Below are 19179 nucleotides of genomic sequence, written 5' to 3'. Positions count from 1 at the left end.
CCCTGGAATCCTTCAACACGGTGACGCTACTGCCTGTACGTCATCCGGCGACCGCTGCCCCGCAACGGTCGCCGGCGCGGCTTACTTCTTGTTCGGCGGCACCACGTCCTGCAGCTCGACCTCGAACACCAGCGTCGCATTCGGACCGATCGGGCCGCCCGGAGTACCGGTCTCGCCATAACCCAGCTTGGACGGGATCCAGAACTTGTACTTGCTGCCCACGGTCATGAGCTGCAGGCCCTCCTGCCAGCCGGGGACCACGCCCTGCAGCGGGAACACCACCGGCTCGCCGCGGTCGTAGGAGCTGTCGAAGGTCTTGCCGTCCAGCAGGGTGCCCTTGTAATGCACCTTAACCACGTCCGTGGCCTTCGGCTTGGCGCCGGTGCCCTCGGTGATGACCTGGTACTGCAGGCCCGACGCGGTGGTCTTCACGCCTTCCTTCTTGCCATTCTCGGCCAGGAACCTGGCGCCGGCTTCAGCGTTTTCCTTGGCCTTGGCCATCATCTCGGCGATGCGCTTGGCCTGGATCTTCTGGCCGAACGCTTCGCGGATGGTCTGCGCCTGCTTGTCGTCGACCAGTGCCTTGTCACCTGCCACGCCGGCCTTCAGGCCCTTGATCATGGCATCCAGGTCGTACTCACCCTTGGCCGGCTCCAGCGACTTGGCGATGTCAAGGCCGATCACGTAGCCCGACTGGGCCTTTTCGCCCTCCAGGCCAGGAATTCTGGTGCCTTCGGCGGCGGCCTCGGTGGACTTGTCCGCAGCGGCGGTATCTTCGGCCTTCTCGGCGGGCTTGTTGCAGGCAGCCAGGACCAGCGAGGCGACGGCCAGGACGGCGAAATGACGCACGGATTGCTTCATGGAACAGGACTCCATCGATAGGCGGCGACCACCGCGCCGACGGGGGCCGGTGCGGCGGGGGCACGAAACGTGCCGGTGGAATGTGTCGGGATGGGACTGAACGTGCCGTTACGGCACGATCGCCATCAGCTCGACGTCGAATTGCAACGTGGCATTGGGACCGATCGGGCCACCCGGAGTTCCACGTGCACCGTAGCCGAGCTCGGCCGGGACCCAGAACCGGAACTTGCTCCCCACCGGCATCATCGCGACACCCTCGGTCCAGCCCGCGATCACCTGGTTCAGCCCGAACTCGGCTTCCTGGCCACGATCGTACGAACTGTCGAAGACGGTACCGTCCAGCAGGGTGCCGTGGTAGTTCACGCGAACCTTGTCGGTAGCCTTCGGGCGGGCGCCCGAGCCCTGTCGCAGCACCATGTACTGCAGGCCCGACGGCGTCGTGAACACGCCCTTCTCAGCCTTGTTCCTGGCGAGGAACGCGGCACCTTCGGCCTTGTTCTTGTCGGCCTGCTCGCTGGCGCGCGCCTGCATCTTGGCCTGCATGCGCTGCGAGAACGCGTCGCGGATGGCATTGGCTTCGGCTTCCGGGAGCAGCGACGGGCCATTGGCCAACGCCGTGCGCACCGACTGCATCAGCACCGGGAGTTCGATCTCCTCCTTGATGCCGGCGAGCGAACGCCCCACGTCGGCACCTACCAGGTAACCCACCTTGTCCTTGGCCACGTCGGGAGCCTTGGTGCCCTCCGGCGCCTTGCCCATGCGCACGCCGATACGCTGCATCAGTGCGCCACCCACGACCTGCGCTTCCTTCTCGTCAAGCAGCGGCTTGCCGCCGTCGAAGGCGTTCCTGACCGCGCGCTCGAAAGCAGCGACATCAAGGTCCGGGCCGACGGGCGCGATCGAGGTCGCGACATCCCGGCCGATCATGTAGCTGACCTTTTCGCGGTCGTTGTTAAGCACGGTCTTGTCCTGGGCGATGGCCACGGCGCCGGTCAGCGTCGCAGCGGTGGTGATCAACACGGCCAGGCCGCGCGCGAAAGCATTCATTCCGAGACTGCTCCTGTCGGATACGCCGCAGGTGCGGCGCGAAGTTCCCATTGTCGCGGCCTGCGGCCCGGACGGCAATCACGGGGCCATGCACGCATTCATTCCGCCATTGCCTGGCACCTGGCACTCCATATCCCGTGCGGCCGACCACGGGTTGCACGGCCGCCCGATTCAGGGTGTGGCGGGACGCGGTGCCTTCATCGCCTGCTCGATGGCGTCGACGATGGCCTTGTCGTCAGGCTTCGTGCGACTGCCCCAACTGGCCACCAGGCGACCGTCACGGCCGATCAGGTACTTGTGGAAGTTCCATTTGGGGGCCTCGCCTGAAGCCGCGGCCAGTGCCTTGTAGAAAGGCGTGGCGCTTTCGCCGACCACGTGCACTTTCTCGAACATGGGGAACTTCACGCCGTAGGTCAGCGTACAGAACTGCTGGATTTCCTTCTCATCGGTGAACTCCTGCTCGCGGAAGTCACCCGACGGAAAACCCAGCACCGCAAAACCCTTGCCCTTGTACTTCGCGTGAAGCGCTTCCAGCGCCTCGAACTGGGGGGTGAAGCCGCACTTGCTGGCGGTATTGACCACCAGCAGCACCTGGCCACCGTAGGCCTGCTCCAGATTGACCGGGGTCTTGCCCGCCAACGGGCGGAAACTGTGGGCCAACAGGCCGGAGGCCGCCAGCGCTGCGCCAGCGACCAGCAGGGACGCGGCCGCCAAGGCCGCCAGAAGAGGGGTTCGGGACATGGGAGGGCAACCGGAGGGGCTGGGACCCAAGTATGACTTCAGTTGGGTTGGGGATGCTTGACGTGATGTATTTTGGTGTTATAGTTGCCTACAACACCGGTCTACTAACGAGCAGGACGTTCGCCATGAACAACGCGCTCCGCCACACCGCACTGACCCTCGCCACCGCCAGCACCCTGCTGGTGCTGGTCGCCTTGCCCGCCGCACCGACCCCCGCCCAGACGGCCCCGTCCCTCCGGGCTGCGTCGTCCGCCGCGGCCGGCACCCTCCCCCCCACGGCCTCCTTGGGCCTGTCCGCTGCGGACAGCGCTTCAGAGGCTCCGACACGCGTGATCAGGAAGAGTGCGCGCCACCGCCGGCAGACGTTGGTCATGCCCTTTTTCTCATTCGCAAAGCGGGGTTGACCATGACCGCAATCCAATGGAGCGATGGCGCTCCCATCTACCGCCAGTTGAAGGAGCGTGTCATCGCCATGATGCTCGATGGCATCCTCAAGCCCGGCGACGCCCTGCCCTCCGTCCGGCAGGTCGCCGCCGAGTACCAACTGAATCCCATCACCGTCTCGCGCGCCTACCAGGAACTGGCGGACGAGGCTCTCGTAGAAAAGCGCAGGGGACTGGGCATGTACGTCACAGAAGAAGCTGCAAGGAAGTTGCTGGTGAATGAACGTGAACGCTTCCTCCGCGAGGAGTGGCCGCTGGTGCTGGAACGCATCCAGCGCCTGGGCCTGTCCATGGAGGAACTGATGGGGCCGAAGGCCATCGGAGGCACGGCATGAACACCATGGCCAATGTCGCCACCGGCCCCGTGGTCACCGCCCGCAACCTGCGCAAGGCCTACAAGAACAAGGTGGCGCTGGACAACACCTCGTTCTCCATCCCCGCCGGGCGCATCATCGGCTTGATCGGCCCCAACGGCGCCGGCAAGACCACCGCGCTGAAGGCCATCCTCGGCCTGATCCCGTTCGAGGGCGAGCTGAGCGTGCTGGGCCGCGACCCGCGCACCCAGCGCGACGACCTGATGCGCGACGTGTGCTTCATCGCCGACGTGGCGGTGCTGCCGCGCTGGATCCGGGTCAAGGAGGCCATCGAGTTCGTGGCCGGCGTGCACCCGCGCTTTGACCGCGCCAGGTGCGAGCGCTTCCTCGAGCACACCCAGCTCAAGCCCAACCTGCGCGTGCGCGAGATGTCCAAGGGCATGATCGTGCAGCTGCACCTGGCGCTGGTGATGGCCATCGACGCCAAGCTGCTGGTGCTGGACGAGCCGACCCTGGGCCTGGACATCCTCTACCGCAAGCAGTTCTACCAGCGCCTGCTGGAGGACTACTTCGACGAGGAGAAGACGATCATCGTCACCACGCACCAGGTGGAGGAGATCGAACACATCCTCACCGACGTGATGTTCATCCGCGACGGCAGGATGGTCCTGGACACGGACATGGAATCGCTGGGCGACCGCTTCATCGAAGTACTGGTGGACACCGCCCACCTCGACGCCGCCCGCGCGCTCAAGCCGATCGACGAGCGCTCGCTGCCGTTCGGCAAGACCGTGATGCTGTTCGACGGCGTGCCCGCCGCGCAGCTGGAACCGTTCGGTGAAACCCGCACGCCGGGCCTGGCCGACCTGTTCGTCGCCACCATGAAGGGGACCTACGCATGAACACCGTTGCCGAGACCCATGTGCGCGCCCCCGTGGCCGCGCCGCACGCCACCCACAAGCTGAAACTGCTGCTCAAGCGCGAGTTCTGGGAGCACAAGGGCGGTTTTCTCTGGGCGCCGCTGGTGGCCGGTGGCATCTTCCTGCTGCTGAGCCTGATGGGCGCCGGCGTGGGCGAGGCCTTCCTGCGCAAGGCACCCGACCATGCCCGCGTCAACGTCGAAGGTGGCAGCTTCCGCATCAATGGCCTGGACCTGTCGCAGCTGACCGACAAGCTGGGACCGGAGGAACTGCGCGAGGTAGGCGGCGTCATCGACGCCAGCCTGTACATGGCCGCCAGCTGGCCGCTGATCGTGCTCGCGTTCGTGGTGTTCTTCTACTGCCTGAGCTGCCTGTACGACGATCGCAAGGACCGCAGCGTGCTGTTCTGGAAGTCGCTGCCAGTGTCGGACCGCGACACCGTGCTGTCGAAGGTGGTCAGCGCCGTGGTCATGGCGCCTGCACTCGCCATCCTGGCCGGCATCGTCACCATGCTCGGCTCGCTGGTGCTGTACAGCGGCCTGGTGCTGCTGCACGGTGGCAACCCGCTGACCCTGCTGTGGGGCCCCGCCAGCCCGTTGAAGGTCGCCGGCAACATGATCGCCTCGCTGCCGGTGTACGCCCTGTGGGCCATGCCGACCGTCGGCTGGTTGATGCTCTGCTCGGCCTGGGCGCGCAGCAAGGCGTTCCTGTGGGCGGTGATGATCCCGGTGTTCGCGGGCATCTTCGTCACCTGGTTCGACATGATGAAGTTCTTCAACCTCGAGGCGACCTGGTTCTGGAAGAACATCGTGGCCCGCATGCTGCTCATGCGTGGCCCCGGGCACCTGGTTTGATGCCGCCCGCATCGGCCCCATCGAAGGTCCGCAGGCGGTGCATACGCTGGTGAGCTTGCAGACGACCTACTCCACCCTGGCCTCTCCCTCGCTGTGGATTGGCGTGGTAGCCGGCGCCCTGATGCTGGTCGGCGCGATCCGGCTGCGCCGGTGGCGTGACGAGGGCTGAGCCCTCGTCACCACTCCTCCTTCGCACAAGGATTTACTCCATGAACTCCATGCGCACTGCGACCCTCGTCCTGCTGGCCTGCATGCCTTTGCTGGGTGCCTGCGACAGGACGCCCGCCCCGTCCTCGACGCCGGCCGCCGGCACCGACGCTCCCGCGACAGCCTTGGGCAAGCTCGTCGATGAGGCCACGCAGGAAGCGCGGGCCAAACTGGCCAACGAGCCCATCAGCCTGTCCGACAACAACAAATCGCTGCCGAAGGCCGAAATCGCCCCCAACGGCGACCTGCTGATCGAAGGCAAGGCCGTGCCCGTCAACGACGTACAGCGTGCATTGTTGCTGGATCATCGGAAGAACGTCGTCGCCATTGCCGAAGCGGGCATGGCCGTCGGCGTACGCGGGGCGGACCTGGGCATGAAGGCGGCCGGCGAAGCGCTGAAGGGCATCTTCAACGGCAATGCCGACGAGATCGAACAGCGCATCGAAGCCGAAGCGGAGAAGATCAAGGCCGACGCCGTGGTGATCTGCGACCGCTTGCCGGCGATGCTGGATTCGCAGGAGAAGCTCGCAGCCGCCCTGCCCGAGTTCAAGCCCTACGCCACGATGACCCGTGAGGACATCGACGAGTGCCGCAACGAGACGGCGGGTACCTCTGCGACTCCACCGACACCGCCGGCGCCGCCCGCTCCACCGGCTCCACCTGAAGGCTGAGCCTTCCGCAAACGACGCCCAGGCGCGTCACGCGACCGCATCCGGGCGGCGTCGTCAGACTGGCGACGCCGTTTTCGTTCAACCGCCCGAAACCCCCTCGCGGATGCCGCCCCTGGTCAGTGCCACCGGGTCCAGCAACCCCCTCAGCTCGGCTTCGGACAACCCCGAGGATTCGACCGCGACGGCCAGCACCGGACGCCCTTCCTTGTAGGCCTGCTTGGCAATGGCGGCCGCCTTCTCGTAGCCGATGATCGGGTTGAGCGCGGTGACCAGGATCGGATTGCGATCCAACGCCTCGCGCACGCGGCCCTCGCGAACCCGCAAACCGGCAATGCTGCGGTCGGCGAGCAAGCGCATGGCATTGGCCAGCAGGTGGATGGCCTCCAGCAGGTTGGCGCCGATCAGCGGCAGCATCACGTTCAACTGGAAGTTGCCGCTTTGGCCGGCCACGGTGATGGCAGTGTGGTGGCCCATCACCTGCGCGCAGACCATGGCCAGCGCCTCAGGCACCACCGGATTGACCTTGCCCGGCATGATCGAACTGCCTGGTTGCAATGCGGGCAACTCGAGCTCGCCCAGTCCGGCCAAAGGACCGGAATTCATCCAGCGCAGGTCGTTGGCGACCTTCATCAGCGCCACCGCCAGTGCATTGAGCTGGCCGGAAAGCTCCACCAGGTCATCCTGCGCGGCGATGCCCTCGAAGCGATTGGCTGCCGACTCGAAGCGGGTGCCGGTCAGCGCGGTCAGCGCCTTCGCCATGGCGTTGCCAAAGCGCGGGTGGGCGTTGATCCCCGTGCCGATGGCGGTGCCACCAATCGGCAGGCGCCGCACGCGCTTGAGCGTGTCATCCAGCCGGGCCTGTGCCGACTCCAGTTGCGCGACCCAGGTGCCGAACTCCTGGCCAAAGGTGAGCGGCATGGCGTCCATCAGGTGGGTGCGGCCGGTCTTGGTCACCTTGGACAGGCTCCGTGCACGCCCGGCAATGGTGCGCCGAAGATGCTTCAGCGCCGGCAGCAGGGCCTCGCCCGCCGCCAACCGCGCGGAGACCCGGATCGCCGTAGGCACCACGTCATTGGAGCTCTGTCCGAGGTTCACGTGATCGTTGGGGTGTACCTTCGCCTTGCCCAGCTGGGACGCCAGCGTGGCAATGACCTCGTTGGCATTCATGTTGCTGGACGTGCCGGAACCCGTCTGGAACACATCCACCGGGAAGTGCGCGTCGTACGCACCGCCGGCAACCTCCAGCGCTGCCTTGCGTATCGACGCCGCCATGCCCTTGCGCAGCAGCCCCAAACCGCCGTTGACGTCCGCGGCAGCAGCCTTGACCAGCCCCAGGGCGCGGATGAAGTCCCGTGGCATTGGCCGCCCCGAGATCGGAAAATTCTCGACCGCCCGCTGCGTCTGCGCGCCCCAGAGCGCGCCGTCGGGCACCTTCAACTCACCCATGCTGTCGTGCTCGATGCGGAATTTCGCCTGCTTGGGCATGGCAATGCTCCTGGCCGGTTCATCGGATGACCCGAGGATACCGCTGGTGCCGGCTCGGATTCGTGTAGCCGCGGGACGACCCACCAGGCGGCTCTACGCCAAACCGCCCCCTTCCCGGCCCCACCCGGCGCGCCCCGACCAGGGAGGAGCCCCGCATCGCCGCGCAACCCTGCGGCCTACCCGCGTCCGCGGCCGGGCGCCGACCGGGCGCCAGACCTGTAGAATTACGGCCCCGCTTCGCCAACCCGCCCTCATGACCGCCGCCAACGTCGTCGAAACCCAGTTGCTCGCCCTGTCCCCGCTCGATGGCCGCTACGCTGGCAAGGTCGACGCGCTGCGCCCGATCTTCTCCGAATACGGCCTGATCCAGGCCCGCGTGAAGGTCGAGGTCGAGTGGCTGCTGGCGCTGGCCAACGAGCCGGGCATCGTGGAGCTCAAGCCGTTCTCGGCTGCCGCCGTCGCCCGCCTGCGCGCCCTGGCCGACGAGCTGTCGGTCCGCGACGCCGCCCGGGTCAAGGAAATCGAGCGCACCACCAACCACGACGTCAAGGCCGTCGAGTACCTGATCAAGGAAAAGCTCAAGGACGACGCCGAGCTTGCCCCGGCGCTGGAGTTCGTGCACTTCGCCTGCACCTCCGAGGACATCAACAATCTCAGCTACTCGCTGATGCTCCACGCCGCCCGCCAGCAGGTCATGCTGCCTGCGCTGGACGGCGTGATCTTCAAGTTGCGCACCATGGCCCACGAGTACGCCGGCCTGCCGATGCTCTCGCGCACCCACGGCCAGACCGCCTCGCCGACCACCGTGGGCAAGGAACTGGCCAACGTCATTGCCCGCCTGCAGCGCCAGCGCGAGGTGCTGGGCGCCCTGCCGATGCCGGGCAAGATCAACGGCGCGGTGGGCAACTACAACGCGCACTCGGTCTCGTACCCGGACGTGGACTGGGCGAAGTTCTCGCAGGCGTTCGTGACCTCGCTGGGCCTGACCTGGCAGCCGTACACCACCCAGATCGAGCCGCACGACGGCATCGCCGAGCTGTGCGACGCGCAGAAGCGCATCGACACCATCCTGCTCGACCTGTGCCGCGACATGTGGGGCTACATCTCGGTCGGCTACTTCAAGCAGGCCGTGAAGGCCGGCGAAGTGGGCAGCTCCGCGATGCCGCACAAGGTCAACCCGATCGACTTCGAGAATGCGGAGGGCAACTTCGGCATCGCCAACGCGCTGCTGGAGCACTTCGCCGCCAAGCTGCCGATCAGCCGCTGGCAGCGCGACCTGACCGACTCCACCGTGCTGCGCGCGCTGGGTACCGCCTTCGGCCACGCGCTGATCGGTTTCGAAGCGCTGGGCCGCGGCCTGGGCAAGGTGTCGGCCAACCCGGAGCGCCTGGCCGCCGATCTCGACGCCTCGTGGGAAGTGCTGGCCGAGGCCGTGCAGACCGTGATGCGCCGCCACGGGCTGCCACAACCGTATGAGCAACTGAAGGCCCTGACCCGCGGCCACGGCATCGACAAGCAGGCCATGCGCGAGTTCATCGCCGGCCTCGAGCTGCCGGCCGAGGCCAGGCAGCGCCTGCTCGACATGACGCCAGGCAGCTACATCGGCATCGCCGAACGCATGGCCAGGGACATCTGATCGCCCAAGCCGGAGATCCCCATGGCCAACCGCAAGACCGCAGACAAGACCAGGCGCAAGGCTCCTGCCGACGCCCTGCCCTTCGAGGTCGAAGCATCCGGCAACGGCCCGCTGGGCATGCCCCCCGAGGCCTTCCTGCGCGACTACTGGCAAAAGCGTCCGTTGCTGGTCCGCAACGCCTTCCCCGGCTTCATCTCGCCCATCCAGCCTGAAGACCTGGCCGGCCTGGCCTGCGAGGAAATGGCCCTGTCGCGCATCGTCATGCACGACCGCGCGCACGACCGCTGGAGCGTGCGCACCGGCCCGTTCGACGAAGCCATGTTCCCCGACATGCCGCATCAGGACTGGACCCTGCTGGTGCAGGACATGGACAAGTGGGACGTGGACATCCGCGAACTGCTGGAGGATTTCCGCTTCCTGCCGCGCTGGCGCATCGACGACATCATGGTGTCCTTCGCCGCACCCGGTGGTTCAGTCGGCGCGCACGTGGACCAGTACGACGTGTTCCTGCTGCAGGCCCACGGCCACCGCCGCTGGCAGATCGACGCCTCGGTGGCGATGGGCCGCGCCGCGCCCTCCCTGGCGTTCCGTCCCGATGTCGAGTTGAAGCTGCTGCAGCGCTTCCACGCCACCCACGACTGGGTGCTCGGTCCCGGCGACATGCTGTACCTGCCGCCCAACGTGCCGCACAACGGCGTGGCCGAAGACGCCTGCCTCACCTTCTCGGTGGGCATGCGCGCCCCCGCCGCCGCCGAGCTGCTGGGCGACTTCGTCGACACCCTGGCCGCGGATGCCGACGAATCGCTGCGCTACCACGACCCCGACCTGAAACCGGCCAAGGATCCGTATGAGATCGATACGGACGCGATGGCGCGTGCGGTCGAAGCCCTCAACATGCTGCGCATGAACGACCCCGAGCGGCTGGGCGACTGGTTCGGCCGCTTCATGACCATCTACCGCGCCGCCGGCGAGGTCATGCCGAACGGCGAAGACCGTTCGCGCATCGAGATCGAGTGGGACCTGCAGCAGGGCGCAAGGCTGCTGCGTCATCCGTGGACCCGCGTGGCATGGCGCAAGGCAGCCCGGGGCGCGACCCTGTTCGTCAGCGGCCAGGACTACCCGCTGCCGCTGGCCGACGCCCGAGTGCTGGCCAACAATGCCATCATCGACGGGCACGACTACCAGGCACTGTCCGAACACGGCCGCGACCTGCTGTTCGCACTGCTCTTGGCCGGCCACTACCAGATCCAGATCGCCGAAGACGAGGACTGACATGACCCAAGCCGAGTTCCAGGTTGCCCCCATCACGTACGACACCGGCCTGGCCGAGCTGCGCGCGGTGCGCGAACCGGTCTTCGTCACCGAGCAGGGCGTGCCGCTGGAACTGGAATGGGACGAGCTGGACCCGACCTGCCACCACGTCATTGCCCGCGACACCGACGGCCACCCCATCGGCACCGGCCGCCTGACGCCCGAGCGACGGATCGGCCGCATGGCGGTACTGCCGGCATGGCGCGGCAAAGGCGTCGGCGACGCGCTGCTGGCGGCGTTGCTGGATGAGGCACGCAAGCTGGGCTGGCGCGAGATCACACTGCACGCCCAGGTATCGGCGATCAACTTCTACGCCCGCCACGGATTCCTGCCATACGGTCCGCGCTACGACGAAGCCGGCATCGAACACCAGTCCATGCGCCTGCTGCTGGACCATGCCAACCCGGTGGAAACCCGAGACCAGGCCTTGGCCGCCATGTTGGGCGTGGTCAGCGGCACGCGTCGGCAACTGGTGATCTACAGCCGGGACCTCGACCCCGGCCTGCTGGATCATCCCGACCTGGTTGACACCCTGAAGCAGTTGGCCACCCGGCGCGGCGAGATCCGGATCCTGCTGCAGGACCCGACCGCCCCCCAGCGCGCCCATGCCCCTCTGCTGGCGCTGGCGCAACGTTTGCCCAGCGCCTTCCAGTTCCGCGCCATCGATGAACCCTGCGACCAGTCCTACGCCGCCGCGTATGCCGCCAATGACGCCGGCGGCTGGTACTTCCGTACGCTTGGCCACCGGTTCGACGGCGAGACCCGTTTGAATGACCGGGCCCGGGCCAGGCAGCTGGAGGCCATGTTCGAGCCCGTATGGGAGCGTGCGCGCCCGTGCAGCGAGTTCCGCGCGCTTGGCATCTGAATGGTTTGACCTAAGTGTTAGCCGCGTGGCCTGCCGCAAGGGCTATAATTCGCGGATTGTTACCTGAATAGCGCCCGCGGGCCCCGCGGGACTCCCTGCCTCCCCCCAAAGAGATTCGCGATCACCATCGTGGACAGCCTCCTGAAGCAGTTCTCCCAGTCGTCCCAGCTCGGCGCGAACGCCGCCTACATCGAAGACCTGTACGAGCAGTACCTGGTCGATCCCGACAGCGTCGGGCCCAAGTGGAAAACCTATTTCGACGGCTTCAAGGGCCGCGAGGCGGGCGACATGCCCCACTCGGCCGCGATCGAAAGCATTGTCGAGGCCGGCAAGCGCGCCGCCAAGGGCCAGGTCACGGTCGCCGCGGGCGCCGGTGACGAGCGCGAGCGCCAGGTCGGCCGCCTGATCACCGCCTACCGTTCGCGCGGCCACCTGGGCGCCGACATCGACCCGCTGGGCCTGATGCAGAAGCCCGATGCCCCGGACCTGGGCCTGGCCTTCCACCGCCTGTCCGAGAGCGACCTCAAGGCCGAGTTCAGCACCGGCGGCGTGGGCGGCAACGACCGCATGAAGCTGGGCGACCTGCTCGCCCTGCTCAAGGCCACCTATACCGGCCCGATCGGCGCGGAGTTCATGCATATCGCCGACGCCGAGCAGCGTCGCTGGATCTACGAGCGCCTGGAGAAGGCCGGCGGCAAGTACGGCCGCACCGCCGACGACAAGAAACGCATCCTCGAGCGCCTCACCGCCGCCGATGGCCTGGAACGCTATCTGGGCACCAAGTACGTCGGCCAGAAGCGTTTCTCGCTGGAAGGCGGCGATGCGCTGGTGCCGCTGATGGACACCACCATCCGCCGCGCAGGCGCGCAGGGCGCCAAGGATGTGGTCATCGGCATGGCCCACCGCGGCCGCCTGAACCTGCTGGTCAACACGCTCGGCAAGCCGCCGCGCCACCTGTTCGACGAGTTCGAAGGCAAGTTCGAGCACGTGCACAGCGACCTCGCCCACCAGGGCGACGTGAAATACCACATGGGCTTCTCCGCCGACGTCGCCACCCCGGGCGGCCCGGTGCACCTGGCGCTGGCCTTCAATCCGTCGCACCTCGAGATCGTCGACCCGGTGGTCGTCGGTTCGGTGCGCTCCCGCCAGACCCGCCGCGGCGACAAGGGCCGCGAACAGGTGATCCCGGTGCTGATCCACGGCGACGCCGCGTTCGCCGGCCAGGGCGTGGTGATGGAGCTGTTCCAGATGTCGCAGGCCCGCGGTTTCGCGGTCGGCGGCACGCTGCACATCGTCATCAACAACCAGGTGGGCTTCACCACCAGTGCCGTGCAGGACGCCCGCTCCACCCTGTACTGCACCGACGTGGCCAAGATGGTCGGCGCCCCGGTGCTGCACGTGAACGGCGACGATCCGGAAGCGGTGGTGTTCTGCGCCGAGCTGGCGCTGGACTACCGCAGCCGCTTCGGCCGCGACGTGGTCATCGACCTGGTCTGCTACCGCCGCCACGGCCACAACGAGGCCGACGAGCCGGCGGCGACCCAGCCGGTGATGTACCAGGTCATCCGCAAGCACAAGACACCGCGCGAGCTGTACGCCGCCAAGCTGGTCGAGGAAGGCACGCTGACCGCCGACGCCGCGCAGGCGCTGGTCGACGGCTACCGCCAGAAGCTGGACGACGGCGTGGTCACCACCGAGGTGGTGGAGGTCAAGCCGGACGAGTTCACCATCGACTGGTCAACGTACCTGACCGGCAAGCTGTCCGACCCGGTGGACACCACCTTTGACGGCAAGAAGCTGGTCAAGCTGGCCACCGAGATCAACGCCGTGCCGGACAGCGTCAAGCTGCACCCGCGCGTGGCCAAGATCTACGAGGACCGCCGCAAGATGACCGCCGGCGAGCTGCCGGGCGACTGGGGCTTCGCCGAGAACCTGGCGTACGCCACGCTGGTGGACGAAGGCTACAAGCTGCGCCTGGTCGGCCAGGACTGCGGCCGCGGCACGTTCTTCCACCGCCACGCCATCCAGCACGAGCAGACCAGCGACGAATACATCCTGCCGCTGCGCCGCCTGGTCAAGAACCCCGTCGACGTCACCATCATCGACTCGCTGCTGAGCGAGGAAGCGGTGATGGCGTTCGAGTACGGCTACTCCACCGCCGATCCGATGACCCTGGACATCTGGGAAGCGCAGTTCGGCGACTTCGCCAACGGCGCGCAGGTGGTCGTGGACCAGTTCCTGTCGTCGGGCGAGGCCAAGTGGGGCCGCCTGAGCGGCTTGGCGCTGTTCCTGCCGCACGGTTACGAAGGCCAGGGCCCGGAGCACAGCTCCGCGCGCCTGGAGCGTTACCTGCAGCTGTGCGCGCTCGACAACATGATCGTGTGCACGCCCACCACCCCGGCGCAGGCGTACCACATGATCCGCCGGCAGATGCGCATGACCACCCGCAAGCCGCTGGTGGTGATGACGCCCAAGTCGCTGCTGCGCCACAAGCTGGCCGTGTCCTCGCTGGACGAGCTGGCCAAGGGCGAGTTCCAGCAGCTGATCCCGGACACCGCGGCCAACGCCAAGAAGGTCAAGCGCGTGGTGGTCTGCGGCGGCAAGGTGTACTACGACCTGCTGGAAGAGCAGCAGGAGCAGGGCCTGGACAACGTGGCACTGGTCCGCGTGGAGCAGTTGTACCCGTTCCCGCGCAAGCAGCTGGCCGCCGAGCTCAAGCGCTTCCCTGCCGCCACCGACGTGGTCTGGTGCCAGGAAGAGCCGCAGAACCAGGGCGCGTGGTACCAGGTCCGCCACCACCTCAACGCCTGCCTGGCGCCGAAGCAGTCGCTGCATTACGCCGGCCGTGCCCGCTCGCCGTCGCCGGCGGCCGGCCACTTCGCCGACCACGTGCGCGAGCAGACGCAACTGGTCAACGACGCACTGGTCAACTCGTTGCACGGCGAAGCCGGCGACGAATGATCGTCAACGAATCCACCCTTTTCACTTTTTAGCAAGCCAGGATGCCCGCCCCATGAGCACCGAGATCAAAGTTCCGGTCCTGCCCGAGTCCGTCTCCGACGCCACCATCGCCACGTGGCACAAGAAGGTGGGCGATGCCGTCAAGCGTGACGAGAACATCGTCGACCTCGAGACCGACAAGGTCGTGCTGGAAGTGCCGTCGCCGGTCGACGGCGTGATCAAGGAAATCAAGTTCGAAGAAGGCGCCACCGTGCTCAGCCAGCAGCTGATCGCGATCGTCGAGGAAGGCGCTGCCGCTGCTGCGGCTCCGGCCGCACAGCCGGCTGCCGGCGCGCAGGAAGTGCAGCCGAAGGCCGAGGCCGCCAAGATTGCGGCCGCCGCGCCGGCGTCGACCACGCCGGCCCCGGTCAGCTCCGGCGCCGCCCTGCCCCCGGGCGCGCGCTTCGAGGCCATCACCAGCGGCGTTGACGCGTCGCAGGTGCCGGGCACCGGTCGCCGCGGCATGGTGACCAAGGAAGATATCGTCAACTACGCCAAATCCGGCGGCGTTGGCGCGGCCGGCGGCGCGCGTCCTGAAGAGCGCGTGCCGATGACCCGCATGCGCGCGCGCATCGCCGAGCGCCTGATGCAGTCCAAGGAATCCATCGCCATGCTGACCTCGTTCAACGAGGTCAACCTGGCCAAGGTCATGGAGATGCGCAAGGAACTGCAGGACGACTTCGTCAAGGCCCACGGCATCAAGCTCGGCTTCATGAGCTTCTTCGCCAAGGCCGCCGCCAACGCGCTGCAGAAGTACCCGGTGGTCAACGCCTCGGTCGACGGCAACGACATCGTGTACCACGGCTACGCCGACATCTCGATCGCCGTGTCCACCGACAAGGGCCTGGTGACCCCGGTGCTGCGCAACGTCGAGCGCATGGGCTTCGCCGACGTCGAGAAGCAGATCGGCGAATACGCCAAGAAGGCGCGTGACGGCAAGATCGGCCTGGAAGACCTGCAGGGCGGCACCTTCACCATCACCAACGGCGGCACCTTCGGTTCGCTGATGTCCACGCCGATCGTCAATCCGCCGCAGTCGGCCATTCTCGGCATGCATGCCATCAAGGAGCGTCCGATCGCCGAGAACGGCCAGGTCGTGATCGCGCCGATGATGTACATCGCGCTGTCCTACGACCACCGCATCATCGACGGCAAGGACGCGGTGCTGTTCCTGGTGGACATCAAGAACCAGCTGGAAAACCCGCACCGCATGCTGCTCGGCATGTAATCGCACTGGGGCGGGAACCGGCGACGGTTCCCGCCCGTGTTTTGGACACAGGGCCACGCCCTGCCCCCGCCAACAGCTTCAAGGACGCGCCCCGGCGCGCACGGCTGAACACCAGAGATCCCCATGAGCGAACAACAGAATTTCGACGTCGTCGTCATTGGCGGCGGTCCCGCCGGCTATCACGCCGCTATCCGCGCCGCCCAGCTGGGCCTGAAGACCGCATGTATTGATGCGGCGCTCGGCAAGGACGGCAAGCCTGCCCTTGGTGGCACGTGCCTGCGCGTGGGCTGCATTCCGTCGAAGGCGCTGCTCGACAGCTCGCGCCAGTTCTGGAACATGGGCCACCTGTTCGACCAGCACGGCATCAGCTTCGAGAAACCGGCGATCGACGTGAAGAAGATGGTCGCCCGCAAGGACGGCATCGTGAAGCAGTTCACCGGCGGCATCGCGGCGCTGTTCAAGGCCAACAAGGTGTCGGCGTTCTACGGCTTCGGCCAGCTGCAGCCGGGCAATGTGGTCAAGGTCAAGCAGCACGACGGTTCCGAGGTCGAGCTCAAGGGCACCAACGTCGTCATCGCTGCGGGTTCCGACTCCATCGAACTGCCGTTCGCCAAGTTCGACGGCGAGTGCATCGTCGACAACGTGGGTGGCCTGGACTTCGAAGCCGTGCCGGAGCGCCTGGGCGTGATCGGCGCCGGCGTGATCGGCCTGGAGCTGGGCAGCGTGTGGAACCGCCTGGGCGCCAAGGTCACGATTCTCGAGGCGCTGCCGGGCTTCCTGTCCGCCGCCGATGCCGAGGTCGCCAAGGTGTCCGCCCGCGAGTTCAAGAAGCAGGGCCTGGACATCAAGCTCGGCGCCAAGGTGTCCAAGGCCGAGATCGTGTCCGCGAAGAGCGGGGGCAAGGGCAAGAAGAAGGAAGTCGAGCTCACCTACACCGACGCCTCGGGCGAGCAGACCATCACCGTCGACAAGCTGCTGGTGGCCGTCGGCCGCCGCGCCGCGACCAAGGGCCTGCTGGCCGAAGGCACCGGCGTGCGCATCAACGAGCGCGGCCAGATCGAGGTGGACGAGCACTGCCACACCGGCGTCGATGGCGTGTGGGCGGTCGGTGACTGCGTGCGCGGCCCGATGCTGGCGCACAAGGGCTTCGAGGAAGGCATCGCGGTGGCCGAGCTGATCGCCGGCCTGCCGGGCCACGTCAACTTCGACACCATCCCGTGGGTGATCTACACCGAGCCGGAAATCGCCTGGGTCGGCAAGACCGAGGAGCAGCTGAAGGCCGAAGGCGTGCCGTACAAGGCCGGCAGCTTCCCGTTCGCCGCCGTGGGCCGCGCCGTGGCCATGGCCGAGCCGGCGGGCTTCGTCAAGGTCATCGCGCACGCCGAGACCGACCGCGTGCTGGGCATGCATCTGGTGGGCGCCAACGTGTCCGAGCTGGTGCACGAGGGCGTGCTGACCATGGAGTTCAGCGGGTCGGCTGACGATCTGGCGCGTATCTGCCATGCGCATCCGTCGCTGTCTGAGGCGGTGCATGATGCGGCGATGGCGGTGCACAAGCGGGCCATCCACAAGGCCAACTGATTGCTTTGGGCGTGACGGGGCTTGCGGCGGGCCATGGGGCTCGCTCTTCGGGCCTCGGTGCTTCCTGCACCGAAGCCCGCGCGCGCCATCCATGGCGCGCTTGACGCGAGCCCCATGGCCCACCGCAAGCCTTCAGGCCGACGCGGTTGGTTGAGTTTCAAAGCAATGTCACGGACGGCGCGCCCTTGGGTGCGCCGTTCTGTTTTCGGCAATGAGGTCACGACACGATGAAATCCGTAGCGGTGTATTGCGGCTCCAATGCCGGCGCGCGACCGATCTATACCGAGCGCGCGATCGCACTTGGACAGCAGTTGGCGCGTGACCAGATCACGCTGGTTTTTGGCGGCGGCAACGTGGGCCTGATGGGCACCGTGGCCGATGCGGCGCTCGAGGCCGGTGGCGAGGTGATCGGCGTCATCCCTGAGCAGCTGATGGGCTGGGAAGTCGCGCACAAGGGGCTCACCCGGCTGGAAGTCGTGGCCAACATGCATGAGCGCAAGATGCGCATGTTCGACCTCTCCGATGGCTTCATCGCGCTGCCCGGTGGCTTCGGCACGATGGACGAGATGTTCGAGATGCTGACGTGGCGCCAGCTCGGCATCGGCGACAAGCCGTGCGCGTTTCTCGACGTGGATGGCTTCTATGCGCCTATCGTCGCGATGATGGATCGCATGGTCGAGGAGCGTTTCCTGCACGCCGACCAGCGCCGCGATCTCTGGCACGGCGAGGACATCGCGGCCATGCTGGACTGGATGCGCAACTACCAGCCCGCACGGGCCGACAAATGGCTGGACGAGAAGCGTCGCAAGGACCTGCGCTGAACACGCATCCAGCCGACGTCTGTCACGCCAGTTGACTGGCGCTGTCACGCGCTGGCGAACCACACACCTTGGTCGGATGCGTGATCGCCCCCGCGGGGTCACAATAGCCACCGGGCCCGCACATTCACGGACGCACGCATGACCCTCCCCAGCCGCTTCGCCGCCTTCCGCATCCACAACGACGACGCGGGCTACCGCAGCGGCGTCGAACAGATTGCACTCGACGACCTCGCGCCGGGCGAAGTGGTCATCAAGACGGCCCACTCGTCCATCAACTTCAAGGATGCGCTCGCCGGCACGGGCCAGGGCAAGATCCTGCGCCGTTTTCCCCTGGTGGGCGGTATCGACGTCGCGGGCCACGTGGTGGCCTCGAGCGACCCGGCTTTCAAGGAAGGCGATGCAGTGCTCACCACCGGCTGCGGCCTGAGCGAAACCCGCGATGGCGGCTACGGCGAATATGCGCGACTGGAAGCGCGCTGGGCCGTGCACCTGCCGCAAGGGCTCAGCCTGCGTGAGAGCATGATCCTGGGCACCGCCGGTTTCACCGCCGCACTGGCGTTGCTGCGCATGGTGGAAAACCGCCAGAAGCCGGATCTCGGCCCATTGGCCGTCACGGGCGCCACCGGCGGTGTCGGCTCGCTGGCAGTGGACATCTTCAGCCGCGCCGGCTTCGAGGTGCATGCCATCAGTGGCAAGTCGGCGCATGCTGACTACCTCAAAGCCATCGGCGCCAGCCAGGTCCTGGGCCGCGACGCGCTCGCCACCACGCGACCGATGGAGTCGGCGCGCTTCGGCGGCGGCCTGGACAACGTGGGCGGGCCGATGCTCGCCAGCCTGCTCGCGCAGACCGCACCCTACGGCAACGTCGCCAGCGCCGGCCTGGCCGCCACCGCCGACCTGCCCACCACGGTGATGCCCTTCATCATCCGCGGCGTCTCGCTGCTCGGCGTGGCATCGGCAGGCACGGCGCGCGACCTCCGGGACGCGGTGTGGCAACATCTGGCCTCCGACTGGAAGCCACGTCACCTGGAACGCATCTGCACGCGCGAAGTGGCCATGCAGGACCTCCCCAGCGTATTCCCGACGATGCTGGCCGGGGGCTCCTTCGGCCGTACCTTGGTCACGTTCTGACATACGCCTGTTCAGCAAGGCTTGCGGTGATTTCGCGCGCGGCTACAATCGGCGCAACAAGGG

Annotated in this window: 16 protein-coding genes; 12 read left to right on the top strand and 4 right to left on the bottom strand. The window is 67.0% G+C overall.

Features of this window, described 5'->3' with window-relative positions; all coding sequences use genetic code 11:
* Window positions 1–81: 81 nt before the first annotated feature.
* The 3 genes from bamJ to IP93_RS05030 form a co-directional block, all read right to left on the bottom strand.
* Window positions 82–861, bottom strand: a complete 780-nt coding sequence (bamJ, locus tag IP93_RS05040; RefSeq protein ID WP_144812822.1) for a BamJ family beta-barrel-assembly machinery protein — start codon at window positions 859–861, stop codon at window positions 82–84.
* Window positions 862–969: 108 nt separating this feature from the next.
* On the bottom strand, window positions 970–1908 hold the full coding sequence (locus IP93_RS05035; RefSeq protein ID WP_144812819.1) for an FKBP-type peptidyl-prolyl cis-trans isomerase: 939 nt from the start codon (window positions 1906–1908) through the stop codon (window positions 970–972).
* Between the two features lie 171 nt (window positions 1909–2079).
* Window positions 2080–2649, bottom strand: coding sequence for a glutathione peroxidase (locus tag IP93_RS05030; RefSeq protein WP_144812817.1), 570 nt, complete (start codon window positions 2647–2649; stop codon window positions 2080–2082).
* Between the two features lie 406 nt (window positions 2650–3055).
* On the opposite strand from IP93_RS05030, the gene IP93_RS05025 reads away from it, so the two are divergent.
* The 4 genes from IP93_RS05025 to IP93_RS05010 all read left to right on the top strand — a co-directional run bounded on the left by IP93_RS05025 (window position 3056) and on the right by IP93_RS05010 (window position 6058).
* Window positions 3056–3427, top strand: coding sequence for a GntR family transcriptional regulator (locus tag IP93_RS05025; RefSeq protein ID WP_144812815.1), 372 nt, complete (start codon window positions 3056–3058; stop codon window positions 3425–3427).
* 5 nt (window positions 3428–3432) lie between these two features.
* Window positions 3433–4308, top strand: a complete 876-nt coding sequence (locus IP93_RS05020) for an ABC transporter ATP-binding protein (RefSeq protein WP_144813124.1) — start codon at window positions 3433–3435, stop codon at window positions 4306–4308.
* Complete coding sequence (locus IP93_RS05015; RefSeq protein ID WP_242006747.1) at window positions 4305–5180, top strand: ABC-2 transporter permease; 876 nt, start codon at window positions 4305–4307, stop codon at window positions 5178–5180. The genes IP93_RS05020 and IP93_RS05015 overlap by 4 nt, the downstream gene beginning before the upstream one ends.
* A gap of 209 nt (window positions 5181–5389) precedes the next feature.
* Window positions 5390–6058 carry a YggN family protein gene (locus tag IP93_RS05010; protein WP_242006746.1) on the top strand — a complete coding sequence of 223 codons (669 nt, stop codon included), beginning with the start codon at window positions 5390–5392 and terminating at the stop codon, window positions 6056–6058.
* A 78-nt stretch (window positions 6059–6136) separates the two neighbouring features.
* Here the strand turns inward: IP93_RS05010 and IP93_RS05005 are convergent, their stop codons facing one another.
* The gene (locus tag IP93_RS05005) at window positions 6137–7543 is read right to left on the bottom strand and encodes a class II fumarate hydratase (RefSeq protein WP_144812813.1); all 1407 of its coding nucleotides are present in this window, start codon (window positions 7541–7543) and stop codon (window positions 6137–6139) included.
* Window positions 7544–7796: 253 nt separating this feature from the next.
* Between IP93_RS05005 and purB the strand changes: the two genes are divergently transcribed.
* The 8 genes from purB (at window position 7797) to IP93_RS04965 (ending at window position 19116) form a co-directional block, all read left to right on the top strand.
* Window positions 7797–9179 carry an adenylosuccinate lyase gene (gene purB / locus IP93_RS05000; protein ID WP_144812810.1) on the top strand — a complete coding sequence of 461 codons (1383 nt, stop codon included), beginning with the start codon at window positions 7797–7799 and terminating at the stop codon, window positions 9177–9179.
* Window positions 9180–9200: 21 nt separating this feature from the next.
* A complete protein-coding gene (locus IP93_RS04995) occupies window positions 9201–10451 on the top strand; it encodes a ribosomal protein uL16 3-hydroxylase (RefSeq protein WP_144812808.1) in 1251 nt (416 codons plus the stop codon).
* A 1-nt stretch (window position 10452) separates the two neighbouring features.
* Window positions 10453–11355, top strand: a complete 903-nt coding sequence (locus tag IP93_RS04990; RefSeq protein WP_144812806.1) for a GNAT family N-acetyltransferase — start codon at window positions 10453–10455, stop codon at window positions 11353–11355.
* A 129-nt stretch (window positions 11356–11484) separates the two neighbouring features.
* Window positions 11485–14316 (top strand): 2-oxoglutarate dehydrogenase E1 component, encoded by a 2832-nt coding sequence (locus IP93_RS04985; protein ID WP_144812804.1) that lies wholly within the window; start codon window positions 11485–11487, stop codon window positions 14314–14316.
* Between the two features lie 52 nt (window positions 14317–14368).
* A complete protein-coding gene (gene sucB, locus IP93_RS04980) occupies window positions 14369–15583 on the top strand; it encodes a dihydrolipoyllysine-residue succinyltransferase (protein ID WP_144812802.1) in 1215 nt (404 codons plus the stop codon).
* 123 nt (window positions 15584–15706) lie between these two features.
* The gene (gene lpdA, locus IP93_RS04975; RefSeq protein ID WP_144812799.1) at window positions 15707–17164 is read left to right on the top strand and encodes a dihydrolipoyl dehydrogenase; all 1458 of its coding nucleotides are present in this window, start codon (window positions 15707–15709) and stop codon (window positions 17162–17164) included.
* A gap of 227 nt (window positions 17165–17391) precedes the next feature.
* Entirely contained in the window at window positions 17392–17985 is a 594-nt protein-coding gene (locus tag IP93_RS04970; protein WP_144812797.1) for an LOG family protein, read from the top strand.
* 138 nt (window positions 17986–18123) lie between these two features.
* Window positions 18124–19116, top strand: a complete 993-nt coding sequence (locus tag IP93_RS04965) for an acrylyl-CoA reductase family protein (RefSeq protein ID WP_144812795.1) — start codon at window positions 18124–18126, stop codon at window positions 19114–19116.
* Window positions 19117–19179 lie beyond the last annotated feature (63 nt).

The sequence above is a fragment of the Aerolutibacter ruishenii genome, from assembly GCF_007830115.1.
Classification (GTDB): domain Bacteria; phylum Pseudomonadota; class Gammaproteobacteria; order Xanthomonadales; family Xanthomonadaceae; genus Aerolutibacter; species Aerolutibacter ruishenii.
Note: the sequence above shows the minus strand (reverse complement) of the source record. Positions and strands in the feature narration are given on the sequence as shown.